Consider the following 17,527-nt stretch of genomic DNA (forward strand, 5'->3'; position numbering starts at 1 on the left):
ATTTCAAGCGGCGGAGGCCAGTTGCCAGATATTCTTGCCAATTTTTGCCATTACCGCTATCGTGCCGACATGAGCACCATGAACATTTCACTGCCGGAGAGCCTCAAGCACTTTGTCGATGAGCAAGTGTCGGGACGCGGCTATGGCACGAGCAGCGAATATATCCGCGAATTGATCCGCCGCGATCAAGATCGGCTTGGCCTGCGCAAACTTTTGCTCGATGGAGTATCGTCCGCGGCCACCGAACCGGCCGACGCGGATTATTTTACCAGCTTGCGTGATCGCGCGCGCAGCCAGCCCGGCAAATGAACGGCAAGACGATTATCCCGCGGGAATTGGCCCGTCTGGATGTCGAGACGGCCGTGGACCATTATGCGCGCGAAGCCGGAATGGAGATCGCGTTGGGCTTTGTCGATGCTCTGCAGTCGGCTTACGAGCACATCGCCCATCATTCCGGCTCCGGCTCATTACGATATGCCTACGAACTGGGGATAGCCGATCTTCGGACTGTTTCGCTGCGACGATACCCATATCTGGTTTTTTATCGTGACCAAGCGACACATATCGACGTCTGGCGCGTGCTTCACGCCAAACGCGATATTCCGCAATGGATGCGGGAACTGGAACAGCCCTAACTATCCGATCTGATCTCCGGCCAGAGCGGCTCGGTCGCGGCCAGCAGAGTGGGCGTTCCCGCCGCGATCCACGGTATGCGGCTTGCCGAATCCTCGCCGATCCGCACCTCCAGCCCGGCCTCGCGCGCCAACACCGCGCCGCCGGCGATGTCCCACATCGTCGTTACCTTCTGCAGGTGCCCGTCGAAAATGCCGCGCGCGGCAAAGAGCAGCGAGATCGAGGTCGAATGCAATGCTTCGACCACCCAGCCGGCACGCCTGAGGCCGGTTTGCAGCCGGGCGGCGGCGTCAAGATCGTCGCTGAGGCTGTCGCCGAGCGACATGACGCGAACATCCTCCATCGGCACGGTGCGGGCCAGCGGCTTGCCGTTCATCAGCAGGCCGGTGCCATCGGCCGCCGCATAGATCTCGCCCATGACCGGCATGGCGACGACGCCGAGTTCGGGCCGGCCTTTGCGCACGAAACCGAGCGAGATTCCCCAGAGCGGCGAGCCGCGCAGGAAGTTCGAGGTGCCGTCGATCGGATCGATGATCCAGTAGGCGGCTTCGGATTGTCCGCCGAATTCCTCGCCGACGACCGCCTCGCCAGGGAAGGCGCCGGCAAGCCTCTCGCGGATCAAGGTTTCGACGGCCGTATCAGCCTCGGAGACGAAATCCTGCGCGCCCTTGGAATGGGTTTCGACGGTCTGGCGCGCGGCAAAAAAGTCCAGCGCCAGTGCGGTAGCCTCCTCGATAATCGCACTGGCTCGGAAGACGCGTTCATGAAGGACGCTCATCGCGACGCGCCCTTTGCCGGGCGGCCGGCGAGCCAGCGTTTGAAGTCGGCCACTGTATCCGTCTGAATGGCGCCGACGCCGGCTTCGGCAAGCACGCCCCAGACGCGGTTGGGATCGGTAAGCGCTCTGCTGTCGTTGAAATCGCGGCTGTGGGCAACATCCAGCGTGTTGATCCAGAGGCGAATGTTCTGGCGCTCCAGCTCCTCGCGTCCGCCGTCCAGATCGGCGATGTCGGAGAACTTCACTTCGACCATCGGCGTGCGCAGCGCTTCGATCAGCCGCAGATCCTCGGCGAAGCGACCAGGGCGGATGCGGAACATCGGCATGTGGGGAATGGTGCCGAACCAGTCGGCGTCGAGCACCGGGAATTTGCCGGATGCCGGCTCGACATCGGTCTTGATGATGACCTGGCCCTGTGCACCGAGCCGCTTGACCGTGGCGATCACCAGCGGCAGGTCACGGGGATATTTGGTGTCGATATTGACGAAGACGCGTCCGCGTGCCTCCTCCAGTGCTTCTTCGAGCGTTGGAACGCGTTCGCCGGTCACCGCCGCGGCTGCTCCTCCTCCGCCTTCGCGAAGCCGCGCGCTGCGGATGGTGGCGAGATCGCTGGCACTCACGACCCCCGTACCGCTGGTGGTCCTGTCCAGTGTCGCATCATGGATGACCACGAGCTTGCCGTCCGCTGTCACCTGCGTGTCTATTTCGACGATCTCGACGCCGAGTTCCGCCGCCGCGCGGATCGATGTCAGGGAGTTTTCCGGCGCGGCCGTCCACAGGCCGCGATGTGCGATGGTGAGAATATCCGGGTTTTCGCGCGAGATGAGCGAGAAGATGTCCGGAAAACGGACGGAGATGGAACGGGCGGTCTGGCTGGGCATGGAGGCAACTTTCAGGTCTTGGTTGGTCTGGAGGGGGAGGGTCAGATCTTGCCCATTCCGGCCGCCATCAGATCGGCGCGCAGGATGCGGCTGGCGAGGACGGGATCGTAATGATCCATGTTCGGCAGGATCTTCGTCAGCGCGACATTGCCGACGACACCGGTGGAGGAGAGGAGCGGATAGGCGCCGCCGGCGAAATCATACATGGTGACGGTGTCTTCGGCTTTATCCAGGTTCTTCAAATTCGTATCGGCCGCATGTGCTGGCAGCGTTGCAAGCGCCAGAAAAATGGCGCCTGCGGCAAGACGTTTCATGATTATGCCGATCTTCCAACGAGAAGGACTATGTTCTCGTCACAATTAATACACTTTAAGTGTAGTATTTATGACAAGTCCGGCGAAAAGATGATCAGGCCTTTGCAAGCCGGATTGCGACCGCTCGTGCGAGCGGCTAAGCCAGAGCCATGACACCTCCGACCGCCTCCGCGATGAAGTTCGACAGGTCGCCGCTTGCCAGCGACAACGAACGGATGATCCTCGATATCGTGCGACGCCATGAGCCGATTGCGCGTTCGACGATCACCGGTCATACCAATCTGACCCAGCAGTCGGTGCATCGCCTCGTCGAGACGCTGATGGAGGGCGGGTTCCTGCGTGCCGGTGCGCCCTTGAAGGGAACGCGCGGCCAGCCGAGCCCGACGATCGAACTGGTGCGGGAGGCGGTCTATTCGGTCGGCGTCTCGATCAATACCGATTCGGCGACCCTGTGCCTGGCCGATTTCGCCTGCAATGTGGTTGCGGAAGAGGCGCTTGAAATGGTGCCGAGCGACCGTCAGGCGACCACGGCCGCGCTTTTGCAGACGCTCGAATCTATCCTGAAAAAACATTCCATTGCGCGTGAGCGCCTTCTGGGGCTCGGCTTCTCGATGTCGGGCTTCTTTGTCTCGGACAATCGCGAGTTCAATGCGCCCGAGCCCCTGCGCGACTGGTCGCTCATCGATCTGCGCCCAGATCTTGAACGCGCCTTTGGCCTGCCCGTTTGGCTGGAGAACAATGGAACGACGGGTGCCATCGGCGAGAGCCTGCGCGGCGCCGGCCTCTGGTGCTCCACCTTCGCCTATCTGTCCTTCAATTATGGTTTCGGCGGCGGCCTGATCCTGGATGGCAAGCCCTTTCACGGCTTTCACGGTAATGCCGGCGAATTCAGCACCATCTTCACGCCGGATGAATCGCTGAGACGGCCCGCCCTGCAATATCTGATCGCGACGCTGCGCGACAATGGCATCGACATTCATTCGATCAATGAGCTGCAGCAGCGGTTCGAGCCGTCCTGGCCCGGTGTCGAGGCATGGCTGGACAGGACGATGCCACAACTGGACCGGCTGATCGCGACCCTGACCGGGGTGATCGATCCGCAGGCGATCGTCTTCGGCGGGCAGTTGCCACAGGCGCTCGGGCGCATGATGATCGCACGCGCCCATATGCCGTCGCAACGCGCTCACCGCTATGGCGTCGGCTCGCGGGATGCACGACTGGTGCTCAGCGAGATGCAAGGCGACGCCGCGGCGATCGGGGCCGCGCTGCTACCGCTGAAACTGCGTTATTTCCTCTAACCGTTCAGTCGCGTGCGGCCCTTAGCCGCCTCAAGCGATCGATCGGCGCCTGACGCGAACGGGCGGGATGCGGCCCGAAAACGATGCCGGAAAATCTGCGCCGATGGTTTGGTCCGGCAAAAATATCTGCCCGACCGGCTTGGGGCGTCCGAGGAAAAAGCCTTGGGCTTCGTCGCAGCCTTCAACGCGCAGGATTTCGAGCTGATGATTGGTTTCCACGCCTTCGGCAAGCACCGGAATTGCCAGGCTGCGGCCAAGTGTCAGGACGGCCCGCACGATGGCTTTCGCCTGAACGCTTCCCTCCACCTCGCTCATGAAGGAGCGGTCGAGCTTGATCTTGTCGAAAGGGAAGGAGCGCAGCGTATCGAGTGACGAATAGCCCGTGCCGAAATCATCTATCGCGACGGTGACGCCGAGAGCCTTGATCCGGCGCAGCATGTGCAGCGTGCGGCTCTTGTCGGCGATGATGGTGGACTCGGTGATTTCCAGTTCCAGCCTGTTCGGCGCCAGGCCCGTCTCCTGCAGGATATCTTGCACCAGGCGGGCGAGGTCGGCATGCGCGAACTGCACGGGTGAAAGATTGACGGCGATCTTGTAGGGCTTGCCCCATGAAGCGGCCTGCGCGCAGGCCGTGCGCAGCACCCATTCGCCGATCGATAGGATTGTGCCGCTTTCCTCGGCGATCGGTATGAATTCCGCCGGCGGCACCTGACCGCGCTCCGGATGGTTCCAACGCAGCAGCACTTCGTAGCCGCAGGCCTCGCCGGTCCGGACCGAGGTCTGGACCTGATAATGCAGCTCGAGCTGATCGAGTTCCACGGCCCGGCGCAGATCCTGCGCGAGCGTGTGACGTGCACGGGCGGCTTCATCCATCCTGGATTCATAAAAGCATACGACACGGCCGATATCGGCCTTGGCGCGGTACATCGCCAGATCGGCATTGCTGACGAGGCGCTCCTGGTCGAGGCCATCGTCGGGATAGACGGCAACGCCGATGCTGGCACCCGTCACCGTCTCGAAATCGTCGATCCGGATCGGCTCGAACATGGTCTTTTCCAAACGGGCCACGAAATCGAGAAGATCGTTCTGCCGTTTGAAGCGCTTGACCGCCGCAAACTCGTCGCCGCCGACGCGGGCAGCGAACTCGCCGTCCTTCACCAGTCGCGCCAGCCGGCGCCCGATCGTCTTCAGGGCCTGGTCGCCTGCCTTATGCCCGCGAAGATCGTTGATCTCCTTGAAGCGGTCGAGATCGATGCCGATGACGGCAAGTTTGGTCTCTCCGTCCGCCTGTTCCATCTCCTGCTTGAGGTGCTCGCTGAAGCTGCCGCGGTTGGGAAGGCCGGTCAACAGGTCATTGAGCGCCATATGCTGGAGCTTTTGGATGGATTCCCGCGTGGCGCGTTCGTCGATCATGTAGCTGGCAACGCCGGTGCCGACGATCAGCAGGCCGACACCCGCAACGGCAATGGCCATCGCCTCCAGGACATGCGGGTCGGTTGCTGCCGATCCCGTTGCCATCGGCGTGACGGAAAGAGCGGTCATGGCGGTGAAGTGCAGCGTGACGACGGCAAGTACGAAGAGAAGGAGAGCGATGAGCGGCGAGTAGCGCCAGGGGCGGCGGATGGCCTGGCTGAGAGCCGCCGCCGCCAGGACCGTCGAAAGCACGATCGACGCGATCACGTAATCCGCATTCCATTCGATGATGCCGTCGACGCGGTAGGCCATCATCCCGGTGTAGTGCATGGCTGCGATCGCCAGGCCGATGATGGCGCCGCCGATTTCCGGAGCGGATCGGACACTGCGCAGCGATACCGTCGCGGAACCGACGGCAGATCCGGCAACGGCCACAAGCAGGGAGGCCATCGTCAGGATCGGATCGAAGGTGATCGGCGCCTGGACCTCATAGGCGAGCATGGCGATGAAATGCGTGCACCAGACGGAAGAGCCGGCGGCCACCGCGGTCAGAAACAGCCAGCCGCCACGCTGAAGACCCTGCGTCATCTCCGATCGCCGCAGCAGATTGAGCGTTATCCACCCGCCGCTGACGCAGACGAATGCAGCAAGGAGAACGAGCCACAGATTATGCTCCGTGGCGATACATGAAACGACGCGCACTAAAAAAATCCCAAGTCCATAGGCGACGACCATAGCCGGTTGGTGGGGCGTTCGCCAGACCGATAATCAGCGGCCAATTCTTTCACGGGCAAACAATAAAGATCGGGTAAAGAGGATAGGGACGCTTCGGGACAACGATGCCTTTGACGACAATTTTCATCGTTCTGTCACAAATGATACGTCTCGCGCTACGGTCTTGAAGCCGTCGCGGATAAAACCGGCGGATGGCCTGGCACCCGCCGGTTTTATGGATCAAAGGCTGGCGCTCAACGACACGAAGTAACCGGAGCGGTATTCGACCGGCAGGAAGCGCTCATGCAGTTCCTTGAACGTCGCTTCCGGATCGAGATCCTTGAACAGTTCCGGGTGCAGCCACTTGGCGATCTGCTGAATGGCGACGAACTGATAGGGATTGTTATAGAACTGGTGCCAGATGGCATGGACGTTGCCGCTCTTGACGGCCTTGATATCGGTGAAGGCCGGGCGGTGCATCAGCTTTTCAAGCTTCGAGGCAGCCACCGCCTTGTCCGCGCCGGGACCGACACCGACCCAGGCGCCGCCGGGGACATAGAGTTCCCAATTGGCGCCGGTGACGATCACCTGATCCGGATTGGAGGCGATGATCTGTTCCGGATTGACCGTGCCGAAGGTGCCGGGAATGATGTCCTTGGCGAGATTGACGCCACCGGCCATCTCGACCATCCGGCCGAAATTCTCGTTGCCGAAGGACATGCAGCAATCGTCGCTGTAGCCGCCCGCGCGCTCGATGAAGACCAGCGGCTTCTTGATGTCGCCTGCCTTGGCGAGTACGTCGGTGACGCGGGCCAGCTGCTCATCGTGGAATTTCACGAATTCCTCGGCGCGTGCTTCCTTGCCGAACAGCTTGCCGATCAGGCGCATGGAGGGCGTGGTGTTTTCCATCGCCTTTTCGCGGAAGTCGGCATAGACGAGCGGAATGCCGAGCTTGGCGAGCTTTTCGATATAGCCGCTTTCTTCCGTCGCGGACTTGGCGTCGATGTTCATGATGATGACGTCGGGCGTGAGCGTCGCCGCCTGTTCGATATCGAAGGTGCCGTCCTTCATGCCGCCGAAGGTCGGGATCTTCTCCATCTCCGGAAATTTCTCGAGATAGGCGTTGTAGCCGTCTAGATCGGCCTTCTTGAAGTCATCGCGCCAGCCGACGATGCGCTTGAACGGAGCGTCGGTATCGAGAGCGGCGGTAAAGTAGATCTGCCGGCCCTCGCCGAGAATGACGCGCTCGACAGGAACGCTGACCTGGACGTCACGCCCGGTGATATCCTTGACGGTGACCTTTTCTCCGGCGATAGCCATGCCGGTGAAAAGACCAAGCACGAGCATGGTGACCGAAGCCACTTTATGGACGTTGAACACTTGCCTCTCCTGAGCGATAAATTTGGTCTGAGCAATCAATTTGGGCGCGATTTATGTTTTTATGACTTTTACAGTCAAGAATTATCTTTTAGAAGGCTTCTATTCTGGGCTGTGCCCTTGGGAAAAATAGGAAATGCAAACAATTAACCTGCGCTCCAATCACGATCTGCGTGACGAGATAAAGGCCTATTGGTCGATCCGGGCCGAGACTTTCGACAGCCAGCCCGGCCATGAAATCTTTTCCGAGGAGGAGCGGGCCGCATGGCATGCTCTGTTCCGGCGTCATGTCGGAGAGGGCAGGGGACGCACGGCTTTCGATCTCGCCTGTGGTACGGCGGTGGTCTCTCACCTGCTCGACGATCTCGGCTACAGGGTAACCGGCATGGATTGGGCGGAGCCGATGCTGGAGCGCGCGCGCGCCAAGGCCAAGACGCGCGGCCGCTCGATCCGCTTCCTGATGGGCGATGCCGAAAACACCATGGAACCGGACGGCACCTACGACGTGGTCGTCAACCGGCATCTGGTCTGGACACTCGTCGATCCGCTCGCCGCCTTCCAGGAATGGCATCGTGTGTTGAAGCCGGGCGGCAAGCTGCTGGTCATCGATGGAGACTTCGTCAATCCGACCCTTGTGGCAAGGATCGCAGGCAAGTTCGCCGCTTTCCTCGCACGCTTCGGCAAGAAAGATGGGCGAGCGCAAAATGGACCGGGCGCCGATCTGGCCGAAACCCATCGCAGCATTCTGTCCCGCGTCTATTTCGCCGATGGTGCCCGTGCGGAAGCGGTGGCGGCGCTCCTGCGGGAGGCGGGGTTCACATCGGTCGTCATCGACACGGATATGAGCGCCATCCATCGCACGCAGCGCAAGAATTTCGACTTCCTGAAGGGCCTGGAGCGTGCCGCGCAGCACCGCTACGCCATTTGCGCCAGCAAATAGGACGGAGTGCTTCTGTTCGTTGGACGACGGCGCCGAATTCGAAATCGTGGAGATAATCCGCCTTGGCAGTCGCGCAATTTCAAACTTGAAAATATTGCAAATGTGCTATATTTTCTCTGTACTATTCGAGGAGGATATGCCGCGATGGAGTTTGAAGCCGAGCCCGGTCAAGCGCCGTGAGCTGGACGGTGGAAACGCTCGACGCGACAGTCGATGATGAAATAGCCTCCATGCCAAGTGATATGCAGGCAGCGTTTTTGCGGTTGGCCGAGCGTATCGAATCCGTTGGGCTGGAGCGGATAAGAGAGCCACATGTCAAGCATCTACGTGGAAAGCTATGGGAGATGCGTTTCGGTGGCCGCGATGGCATTGGGCGAGCCATCTACATTGCTGCCGTCGGCCGGCGGGTCATTGTCGTCCATGCTTTTGTGAAGAAAAGCCAGAAAACCCCGAAAACGGCTCTTGAATTGGCCGAACACAGGGCGAAGGAGATTAAGGGATGACCAGTCTCGCAAAACTTAAGGAGCGGCTTCTAGCCAATCCAGACGTAAGATCGGAATATGATCGGCTGGGACCAGTCTACGCGCTTGTCGGTGCCATGGTAGAGGCGAGGCATGAGGCAGGTTTGACACAGGAGCAAATAGCGGAACGGATGGGTACGACCCAGTCGGTCGTTGCTCGGCTGGAAAATGCTCACCATATGCCGAGCTTCGATTTGGTGACACGTTACGCGTCCGCGCTCGGTCGTCGTGTTCGGCTCGATTTGGTGCCCGCCGAATAAAGGTTACGATCACTGGCATGTACTGGCGATATTTCGCATGCGTTTATATCGGTTGAAGGCACGAAAGATACATCCGCCGCGGCACGTCGATGCCGCGGCGGATGGTTCTTAACTTTCGCCATGCGGCCTTGCCGCCATGGCACTGTCCGCTTCCTTCAGCGCCTGAGCGCATTCCTCGCAGCAAACCTCGACGGTCTTGCCGCCGAGCTTGACCTTGATGGACTGGGCATCGAGTTCGCAGTCGCAGGCGCAGGCGGCGCAAGTGCGTTGGGTCATTTCCATTCCTCCGTTCGATGTCCCCGGTTTGGGGATGAGGCAAGGAAATCATCTTGGCGATATTGGCGCTGTCGGATTCTTTAGCGATCTATCTCGCGCGCAGATGGGCGAGCCGTTGAAACTCGGCCGGGGTACGGTCATAGGCCTGTTTGAACGCGGCGCTGAAATGGCTGTGGCTCGAGAAGCCGAGCTCCAGGCCAAGGGCGGTCAGGTCGTCATACTCGCCAAGCAAGTCCAGCGCCCGCGCCAATCTCAGGCGTAGCTGATAGCGGTAGAGTGGAATGCCTTCCACCTGCTGGAAAACCTGTGTGAGGTAAACCGGGGAAACGCCGACGTCGCTCGCTATATCGGCGAGCGTCCATCGGCGTGCGAGATCGGAAGACAGGACGAGCTTGGCGCGGTCGACCAGTTTCTGCCGGCCTGTCGTCGCGCCAGCGGCATGCGAGGTCCGCTCGCCGAGCGAGCGCCGCACCAGGGTGAGCGCAAGCGTTTCCGCTTCGAGTGTCTCGGCGACGCCGCGCCTCAGACTGTGTCTCAATAAGGCAAGCAGAGCCTGCGCGCGCGGATCGATCCGCCGCCGCTGGCGGCGAAAGATCAGTGCATCTGCCGTCTGGGCCTGCTCTTTCGGCGCCAACTCTTCCAGCAAGGCCTCGTCTATGGCGAGATCGATGCAGGCATCGCCGCCTCCGACAGGATGGCTGATCGTATAGGCCTGTCCGCTGTTGAAAAACACGACCTGGTTTGCCTCAGCCACCACGTCCTTGCGACCGACATGGCGCAGGAATACCCCGCGATAGGGATAGACGAGGCTGGTCGAGCGGGCGCACTCCTCGGCGCTTTTGTGCCGGCATGCGCCATCGCAGACGACATCTCTGATCGTGACTGTCTTCGTCTTGAGCAGAAGATCGATTGAAAAGCCCGACATGGCATAATCCGATATCAGCCGCGCGGACGCATCCGCAACCTGTGATGTTCTAACACATCTACCTGTAGCGTGTGTAGATATGGTCGTGACTATAGGCTTGCCCGCGTGACAGGCCGATATCCTTCAGCTGGTCATCGGACAGTTCCAGCAAGGCATTGCGGTTGCTGCGTGCCTTCAGTTTCGCGGCAATCCAGATCGAGATGGCAAGCAGCCGCCGCAATAGCGGGTAGGCTGTCTGTTCAGAGCGGCGAAAGGATGTGGCAATCGCATTCGTGGTCATTGTCGTCTCCATCGAGGTTGTTTCGATGAGGCAGTGTGACCGTTCGCGGCAAAGCGCGCTGTCGAATTATTTAGCGATTATCCGTTGCCGGCCTTCTTGTTGAGGAAGCTGAAGGCGAGCACCGCGAAGATCAATATGCCCGTGCCGACCTGCTGCCAGTAGAAATTCAGTCCCGTCAGCAGCAGGCCGTTGGCGACGATGCTGAGCAGCAATACGCCGAGCACGGTTCCCGCGACATTCGGCCGGCCGAGCGGCGAAAGCGTCGTGCCGATGAAGGTCGCACCAATGGCGTTCAACAGGAAGGCATTGCCGGAAAAGGGGATATAGACCGTGACCGTCGCCGTCAGGATTAGGCCGGCAATGGCGGCGATGAGGCCGACAAGGACAAAGGTCACGGCGACATGACCGCGAAGCCTGATGCCGGAATAGCGCACGACGCTTGGCTGGATGCCGATCGACAGCACCACGCGGCCGAAGCGCGAGCGGGCAAAGAGCGTGGCGGCCACCGCGATGATGATGATCGCGATGACGAGCGGCACGGGAATGCCGGCAATCGCGCCGTGACCGAGGAAGCGGAAGGCGTCCGGCACGCCGGCCGGCGGCAGGTAGACCGGATTGCCGCCATTCGTCAGAAGCTGCTGGATGCTGCGGCCGATGAAAAGCGTGCCGAGGGTCGCGAGGAACGGCGACATGCCGATCCCCGAGATCAGAATGGCATTGAAGGCACCGACCGCCGCGCCGGCCGTAAGGCCTGCCAGCACGGCGAGCGCCACCGGCTGGCCGGCAAGCACCAGCGAGACGAAGGCGAAGCTCGCGAAATCGACCGCCGTTCCCACCGAAAGGTCGATGCCACCGGAGGAGACCGCGAAGGTCATGGCGATCGAGACGATGGCAAGCAGGGTAAAATTGTTGACGAGAATGCTTTGCAGGTTGCCCGGCGTCAGGAAGGTCGGCGTCGCGGCTGAGAAGATGGCAAAGACGAACAGGAGCGCCAGGATCAGGCCGTATCGCGCCAGCACGGCGACGGCGCGACGCGGCCAAGCCTGGGATGGGGCGGCGGAATTCGAAAGCGACATGTCAGATCTCCCGCTTGCGCAACAGGGTCGTCGCGGAAACGACGATCAGGATGAGAAGGCCCTGAATGCCGTTGACCAGCGTGCTCGGCAGGTTGAGAAGCTGGAAGCCGTTGACGAGGAAGCCGACGAGCAGGGTGGAGAGCAGCGCGCCAGGGATCGTCGGAACCAGCCGTCGTGAAAAGACCGAACCGAGCAGGGCGGCGGCTACGACCGGCAAGAGCATTTCGCCGGAGCCGGTGGTGCTGCCGCTGAGATAGGAGACGGAGAGAATACCGGCGATGCCGCCGCAGAGGCCGCTGGCGAGGAAGGCGCCGGCCAGCAGGCGCTTGAGCGGCAAGCCGGCGGCGCGCGCCGCATCCGGAAACTCGCCCACGGCATAAAGCCGGAGACCGAGCGGCGTATATTGCACGATCGCCGCCACGATCGCGGTGAAGCCGAGGAGCACATAGGCAAGGACCGGAATGCCGAAGCTGTCGGAGGCCGATAGCAGCGTCAGGACATCGGTGGAGGCCGGCAGGACGGTGTTCTGCGTCAGCACCAGTTCCAGGCCGGCGACGATATTCATCACGGCAAGCGTGGCGAGCAGCGGCACGATGCCGGCGAGCACGACGGCTGCGGCATTGACTGCGCCGATCGCAAGGCCGGTCGCCAGCGTTGCGGCAATGGCCACGGCATCGCTATAACCGAGCTGCGTCAGCGTCGCATAGACGGCGGCGCTGAGGCCCATATTGGCGGCGAGCGAAAGGTCGATGCCGCCGGTAACGACGTTGGCACCGCCGGCGATCAGCACGATGGTGAGCCCGATCGCCAGTACGCCGGAGATAGCGGACTGGCCGAGTACATTGCCGATATTGCCGAGGGTGAGGAAATAGGGCGCCGTCAGCGAGAAGACGGCGAGGATCAGGGCAAAGGTGATCAGCGAGCCGAAGCGCAGGGTCGCCGCGGCGATATTGCCGCCTGTACCGCTCGTTGTCTTCGCCGTCTCGAAACCGGCGTCGGGGGCGTATTGAATGTCAGCCGACATGGCGCAATCCTTGCGAGGCGCCGGACGATTCCGCCAGTACCTCGTCCGTTGTTGTTTCCGACGAGACGAATTCGCGACTTATGCGGCCGCGGAAGAGCACGAGAATGCGATCGGTGATGCCGATCAGTTCAGGCAGATCCGAGGATAGTACGATGATACCGGCACCGCGGGCAGCGAGCTCGCCGATCAGCGTGTAGATTTCCACCTTGGAACCGATGTCGACACCGACCGTCGGCTCGTCGAGCAAGTAGATTTCGGAATGGCGGCTCAGCCACTTGGCGATCGCCACCTTCTGCTGGTTGCCGCCCGACAGCGTGCGCACCAATGCTTCCCGTCCGGCGGCCTTGATCTGAAGGCGTTTGATGAGATCATCTGTATCGCGGCGCTCGCGTTTGCGGTTTAGGAAGCCGAAGCGGGTGTAGCGGGCGAGGCTCGATAGCGTGATGTTTTCGGTGAGGCTGAGATCGAGCGCGACGCCGTGGCCTCGCCGGTCTTCCGGCACCAGGGCAATCTGCCGCTCGACCGCTTCCGTGGGACTGACGCTGCGCGCCGGTTTGCCCGCGACCGCGATATGACCGGCGGAGGCTCTTTCCAGGCCGAAAAGCGTGCGAACCAGATCCTTGGCGCCGGAGCCGAGCAGGCCGGTGATGCCGAGTATCTCGCCGCGACGAAGGGTGAAGTTGATGTCGGTGAAGCGGCTCGCCGCCGTCAACCCCTCGACCTTGAGGATTTCCTCTCCAAGCTCGATCTGGCGCTTCGGGAACATATCGGCAATGTCGCGCTCGACCATCAAGCGGGCAATGGCGCCGGCCGATGTCGCGGCGATCGGCAGAGAGGCGACGTCGAGGCCGTTGCGCATGACGGTTACATGGTCGCACAGCTCCTCGATCTCGTTGAGATAATGCGAGATGTAGATGATGGTCACGCCTTCGTCGCGCAGACGTCGGATCAGCCGGAAGAGGATATCGGCTTCGCGCCGGATCAGCGCCGCCGTCGGCTCGTCGAAGACCAGCACCTTCGGCTGGTTGAGAAGGGCGCGGGTGATCTGCACGATCTGCTTTTCGGCCGTGGACAGCTCGCTGATCAGGGCCTTGCTGGGCAGATCGATCCCGAAATAATTGGCAAGCAGCTCGCTGGCGCGCCGCTGCATGCGGCGGCGGTCGAGAAAGGGCGTGCGGCCGATGCGCGGTTCGCGGCCCAGGAAGAGCGCTTCCCCGACGGTAAAGGTCGGCACCAGCAACCGGTCCTGGTGGATGAAATGAATGCCGAGTTCTTCGGCCAGATGCGGTGTCAGGTGATCGAAGGATTGCCCCTCGACTTCGGCGTGGCCTTCATCCGGCCTGTGCAGACCGGCGAGCAGCTTGATCAGCGTCGATTTGCCGGCGCCGTTCTGGCCGACGAGACCGTGCACGGTGCCCCGACGCACGGCAAGCGAGGCACCGGCGAGCGCCTGCGCGCCGCCGAAATGTTTCACGACCCTGTCGACGCGAATGACATAGTCATCCGAGTGTGCGGGTGCCGAAGGCGAAGATGCCGTCATGGGGGCTCCGATCAAGGCTTGGCGAGGCGGTCGGCCGCCTCGCCAATGGCAAATCAGCCGATGCCGAGTTTCTTGACGACCTCGGCGACGTTGGCCTTGTTGGCCAGAAGCGCCGGCACGTAGGTCTCGCGCGGCAAGGTCTGTCCCGCCAGAAGCTTGGCGACGTTGCGGATCGCGGTGCGGCCGATTTCGGCCGGCTGCTGTGCCGCGTCTGCGCCTGCCGGCGAATTCGGGTCGGCGACCAGTTGCAGCACTTCCGGGCTTCCATCGACGCCATAGGTGCGGATTTCGGTGCGGCCGGCGGCGGCAATCGCCTGCGTCGCACCAAGCTGCGGAATATCCCAGGCAGACCAGATCGCCTTGATCGAGCCCTTCTCGGGATATTTGTTCAGAAGCGCCGTGACCTGCGCAAATGCATCCTGGACGGTGTTCGGAATGACGTCGCGCAGTTCCGGCTGGATGATCTTCACCTTGGGGAAATATTTGATGACGTTGACGAGCTGGTCGTAACGGATCGCGCAAGGCGTGACGCCGTAAAAGCCGTTGAAGACGAGGATGTTGCCTTCGCCGCCGATGTCGGAAACGAGCTGGAGGGCTAGGTCCTTGCCGATGCCCCAATTGTCCGAGGTCGTGTTGTTGATCGAGTTGGTCGAACCGACATCCACGGTCAGCACCGGAATTCCGGCATCGCGCGCCTTCTTCAGCCAGGGGTCGATGACGCTGAGCGTGCCGAGGATCTGCACGATCGCATCGGGCCTCTGGGCGATCAGCGTCTGAAGCTGCGAGACCAGCTTGCCGTCGTTGCGGCCGGCGTCGACGGCGATCGGCTCGCCGCCAAGGCGTTTGACCTCGGCGATCTGGGCATTATAGGCCTGAAGATCGAAATAATGGTCGGTGCCGGTGGCGCTGATGGCGATACGCTTGCCCTTCAGCGACAAGCCATCGTCGGCTGCGGCAGCCTGGCTGGCAAAAAGGCCGGCGCCGGCGAATGTCGCGCCCGTGACGGCCGCGAGTTTCAGGATTTCCCGACGGCCAAGGCCGGTTTTGTGTTGTTCTGTCATGGAATGAACCCTCTCGGTGTTTATTCCCCATAAAATATATGGATTTATTGGGGTTGAGAGAAACAGCATTCCAAAAGAACGCGATCGAAAGAAAAGTTCTCCGAGAAGGAGCGGGGGTATGGCGACCACAAAATTCCGGGCCGCCGGCCTCTGGTCCGCGCCGAGGGAAGAGGGAGGAATGGCCGTTTCGCAATTTGAGAAGGAGCGGCCGGCTGGGCGCGTGTGCGGCCTCAGCGAACGATGGAAATATGCGAAATCCTCTCTTCGTCGGCGGCGCGGATCAGGGCTTCGCGGACGGCTTCGGGAGGAACGACATTGTGCAGGGCGTCGAGACAGGTTCTGACAGCCACGACATATTCCTCGCCATCGTCGGTCGGCCAATCCGAAATCAGCATCATCGCCGCGTCCCGGACCGATCTGATCAGCCTGTATTTTTTTCGGCCGCGCACGACGAGCCTCAGCGCGGGAAACTGATGCGAAGTGTGCCATTTCATAACGCATGGTCTCCGGATCGTTAGATTATCGCTAACCACGCAAGTTCCGTTCCAAAAACGATTCCACCGACGAAATCCACATCTCCATGCTGCGGATAGGGGCTTGCGGCAGGCGGCCGCAAATTGAGAGTTTACAATACTAACTAGTTCGTACATTATTGTCGCGGGAGCTTGGGAGGAGATTGATCGATGGCCGGTCTCGCGTTGAAAGACCGACGTCGCATGCCAATTCCCCCATTCGCCGCCGGCTTGCTCAGCAGGGCGGATCATTCAAGGGACCATCGGGAGGAGAGGTCATGCAGACATCGACAGGAATAAGGACACCGAAGCGCGCGGCGCTTGCAAGCTGGCTGGGCAGCGCGGTGGAATATTACGACTTTTTCGTTTACGGCACGGCGGCGGCGCTGATCTTTCCGAAGATCTTCTTTTCCGCCGAAAACCCGCAGGCCGCTGCCATGGCGTCGTTCGCGACCTTCGGCGTCGCCTATATTACCCGTCCGCTCGGTGCCGTTGCCCTGGGGCATATCGGCGACAAGTTCGGCCGCAAGAAGGTCCTGACCTTCACCCTGCTTCTGATGGGTTTTTCGACCTTCATCATCGGATGTCTGCCGACCTATGACCATGTCGGCGTTCTCGCGCCGATCCTTCTGGTCATCGCGCGCTTGCTGCAGGGGATTTCCGCGGCTGGCGAGCAGGCTGGCGCCAACTCCATGACGCTCGAACATGCCCCGGAAAATCGCCGGGCGTTTTTCACCAGTTTCACCCTGAGTGGCACCCAGACCGGCCTTATCCTCGCGACGCTGGTCTTCATTCCCATCGCCAGATTGCCGGAAGCGGATCTGCTTGCCTGGGGATGGCGCATACCCTTCTTCCTGAGCTTCGTTGTCGTCATCGTCGGCTTCTGGGTGCGGCGGACGCTTGCCGAGACGCCCGCCTTCGTCGAGGAAGCCAAGAAGGGTGAGGTGGAAGGCGTGCCGCTGGTGACGCTGTTCAGCAATTACTGGAGCGACGTCGTTCGCATCATCTTTGCGGCCCTGATTTCCGTTGTCAGCACGATCTTCAGCGTCTTCACTCTGTCCTATGCGGTCAATACGATGCATATCGACCGCTCGCTGATGCTGACGGTGCTGGTGCTCGCAAATCTCGCCGCGCTGGTGGCAATCCCGCTCTGGGCACTGCTGGCGGACCGGATCGGCCGCAAGCCGGTCTTCATCTTCGGCGCTCTCGGCTGCGCCGTGCTGATCTGGCCCTATATCTGGGCGATCAGCCAGGGCGACCTGCCATTGATCTTCATCCTCGGCATCTTGCTGTCGGGCATCGTCTACAGCGCCTCGAACGGGGTCTGGCCGGCGCTCTACGCTGAAATGTTCGATACGCGGGTGCGCCTCTCCGGCATGGCGATCGGCACGCAGATCGGCTTCGCGCTTGGCGGCTTCGCGCCGACCATCAGCGCGGCATTGCTGGGCACCGGCCCGACCGGGTGGATGCCCGTCGCGATCTTCACCTCGATCACCGCCGTCATCGCGGCAATCTCCGCCGCCACGGCGCTGGAGACTTACAAGACGCCGATGACGCAACTCGGCAAGCAGAAGAGCCAGGGCGTGCCCGCCTCCGTCGGAAAGCAGTCCATCTGAAGTCATGACGGCGCCGCTCTCTTGATCGGGAGCGGCGCCGTCACCCTTTAAAGGCGGCGGAAATTCGGTCCGAGCCGCAACAGTTTAC

General features: G+C 61.3%; 19 protein-coding genes. 6 read left to right on the forward strand and 13 right to left on the reverse strand.

Annotated elements, in window-relative coordinates:
* Positions 1-21: 21 nt before the first annotated feature.
* Both FHX11_RS27335 and FHX11_RS27340 read left to right on the forward strand, forming a co-directional pair.
* Positions 22-309, forward strand: a complete 288-nt coding sequence (locus FHX11_RS27335) for a type II toxin-antitoxin system ParD family antitoxin (RefSeq protein ID WP_246781166.1) — start codon at positions 22-24, stop codon at positions 307-309.
* The gene (locus FHX11_RS27340; protein ID WP_184363748.1) at positions 306-635 is read left to right on the forward strand and encodes a type II toxin-antitoxin system RelE/ParE family toxin; all 330 of its coding nucleotides are present in this window, start codon (positions 306-308) and stop codon (positions 633-635) included. The genes FHX11_RS27335 and FHX11_RS27340 overlap by 4 nt, the downstream gene beginning before the upstream one ends.
* Here FHX11_RS27340 and FHX11_RS27345 read toward each other — a convergent pair.
* From FHX11_RS27345 to FHX11_RS27355, 3 genes are read right to left on the reverse strand one after another with little or no spacing between them, the layout of a single operon-like run.
* A complete protein-coding gene (locus FHX11_RS27345) occupies positions 632-1,411 on the reverse strand; it encodes an inositol monophosphatase family protein (RefSeq protein WP_184363751.1) in 780 nt (259 codons plus the stop codon). The genes FHX11_RS27340 and FHX11_RS27345 overlap by 4 nt on opposite strands.
* A complete protein-coding gene (locus tag FHX11_RS27350; protein WP_184363753.1) occupies positions 1,408-2,292 on the reverse strand; it encodes a glycerophosphodiester phosphodiesterase family protein in 885 nt (294 codons plus the stop codon). The genes FHX11_RS27345 and FHX11_RS27350 overlap by 4 nt, the downstream gene beginning before the upstream one ends.
* A gap of 41 nt (positions 2,293-2,333) precedes the next feature.
* On the reverse strand, positions 2,334-2,606 hold the full coding sequence (locus tag FHX11_RS27355) for a hypothetical protein (RefSeq protein ID WP_184363756.1): 273 nt from the start codon (positions 2,604-2,606) through the stop codon (positions 2,334-2,336).
* A gap of 149 nt (positions 2,607-2,755) precedes the next feature.
* On the opposite strand from FHX11_RS27355, the gene FHX11_RS27360 reads away from it, so the two are divergent.
* Complete coding sequence (locus FHX11_RS27360) at positions 2,756-3,904, forward strand: ROK family protein (protein ID WP_184363759.1); 1,149 nt, start codon at positions 2,756-2,758, stop codon at positions 3,902-3,904.
* A 30-nt stretch (positions 3,905-3,934) separates the two neighbouring features.
* Here the strand turns inward: FHX11_RS27360 and FHX11_RS27365 are convergent, their stop codons facing one another.
* Positions 3,935-6,019 (reverse strand): bifunctional diguanylate cyclase/phosphodiesterase, encoded by a 2,085-nt coding sequence (locus FHX11_RS27365; RefSeq protein WP_184363762.1) that lies wholly within the window; start codon positions 6,017-6,019, stop codon positions 3,935-3,937.
* 252 nt (positions 6,020-6,271) lie between these two features.
* Positions 6,272-7,378 carry an ABC transporter substrate-binding protein gene (locus tag FHX11_RS27370; protein WP_184363985.1) on the reverse strand — a complete coding sequence of 369 codons (1,107 nt, stop codon included), beginning with the start codon at positions 7,376-7,378 and terminating at the stop codon, positions 6,272-6,274.
* 166 nt (positions 7,379-7,544) lie between these two features.
* Between FHX11_RS27370 and FHX11_RS27375 the strand changes: the two genes are divergently transcribed.
* Together FHX11_RS27375 and FHX11_RS27380 are read left to right on the forward strand one after the other, a co-directional pair.
* Positions 7,545-8,348: a class I SAM-dependent methyltransferase gene (locus FHX11_RS27375; protein WP_184363766.1), complete on the forward strand. Its 804-nt coding sequence runs from the start codon at positions 7,545-7,547 to the stop codon at positions 8,346-8,348.
* Between the two features lie 176 nt (positions 8,349-8,524).
* Positions 8,525-8,851, forward strand: coding sequence for a type II toxin-antitoxin system RelE/ParE family toxin (locus FHX11_RS27380; RefSeq protein WP_184363769.1), 327 nt, complete (start codon positions 8,525-8,527; stop codon positions 8,849-8,851).
* A gap of 386 nt (positions 8,852-9,237) precedes the next feature.
* Here the strand turns inward: FHX11_RS27380 and FHX11_RS27390 are convergent, their stop codons facing one another.
* The 8 genes from FHX11_RS27390 to FHX11_RS27425 all read right to left on the reverse strand — a co-directional run bounded on the left by FHX11_RS27390 (position 9,238) and on the right by FHX11_RS27425 (position 15,805).
* Positions 9,238-9,405, reverse strand: coding sequence for a hypothetical protein (locus FHX11_RS27390; protein ID WP_184363775.1), 168 nt, complete (start codon positions 9,403-9,405; stop codon positions 9,238-9,240).
* A gap of 88 nt (positions 9,406-9,493) precedes the next feature.
* Positions 9,494-10,330 (reverse strand): AraC family transcriptional regulator, encoded by an 837-nt coding sequence (locus tag FHX11_RS27395; protein ID WP_184363778.1) that lies wholly within the window; start codon positions 10,328-10,330, stop codon positions 9,494-9,496.
* A gap of 58 nt (positions 10,331-10,388) precedes the next feature.
* Positions 10,389-10,610, reverse strand: a complete 222-nt coding sequence (locus FHX11_RS27400) for a DUF1127 domain-containing protein (RefSeq protein WP_184363781.1) — start codon at positions 10,608-10,610, stop codon at positions 10,389-10,391.
* 77 nt (positions 10,611-10,687) lie between these two features.
* Positions 10,688-11,686 (reverse strand): ABC transporter permease, encoded by a 999-nt coding sequence (locus FHX11_RS27405; protein ID WP_184363784.1) that lies wholly within the window; start codon positions 11,684-11,686, stop codon positions 10,688-10,690.
* Position 11,687: 1 nt separating this feature from the next.
* Positions 11,688-12,710, reverse strand: coding sequence for an ABC transporter permease (locus FHX11_RS27410; RefSeq protein ID WP_184363786.1), 1,023 nt, complete (start codon positions 12,708-12,710; stop codon positions 11,688-11,690).
* Positions 12,700-14,250, reverse strand: coding sequence for a sugar ABC transporter ATP-binding protein (locus FHX11_RS27415; RefSeq protein ID WP_184363790.1), 1,551 nt, complete (start codon positions 14,248-14,250; stop codon positions 12,700-12,702). Before FHX11_RS27415 ends, FHX11_RS27410 begins: the two co-directional genes overlap by 11 nt.
* Before the next feature lie 53 nt (positions 14,251-14,303).
* Positions 14,304-15,311 carry a sugar ABC transporter substrate-binding protein gene (locus tag FHX11_RS27420; protein WP_184363793.1) on the reverse strand — a complete coding sequence of 336 codons (1,008 nt, stop codon included), beginning with the start codon at positions 15,309-15,311 and terminating at the stop codon, positions 14,304-14,306.
* 230 nt (positions 15,312-15,541) lie between these two features.
* On the reverse strand, positions 15,542-15,805 hold the full coding sequence (locus FHX11_RS27425) for a DUF982 domain-containing protein (protein ID WP_184363796.1): 264 nt from the start codon (positions 15,803-15,805) through the stop codon (positions 15,542-15,544).
* A gap of 296 nt (positions 15,806-16,101) precedes the next feature.
* Between FHX11_RS27425 and FHX11_RS27430 the strand changes: the two genes are divergently transcribed.
* Positions 16,102-17,439 (forward strand): MFS transporter, encoded by a 1,338-nt coding sequence (locus FHX11_RS27430; RefSeq protein ID WP_184363799.1) that lies wholly within the window; start codon positions 16,102-16,104, stop codon positions 17,437-17,439.
* Positions 17,440-17,527 lie beyond the last annotated feature (88 nt).

Origin of the sequence: Rhizobium sp. BK602 (assembly GCF_014195095.1) — a bacterium.
GTDB lineage: Bacteria > Pseudomonadota > Alphaproteobacteria > Rhizobiales > Rhizobiaceae > Rhizobium.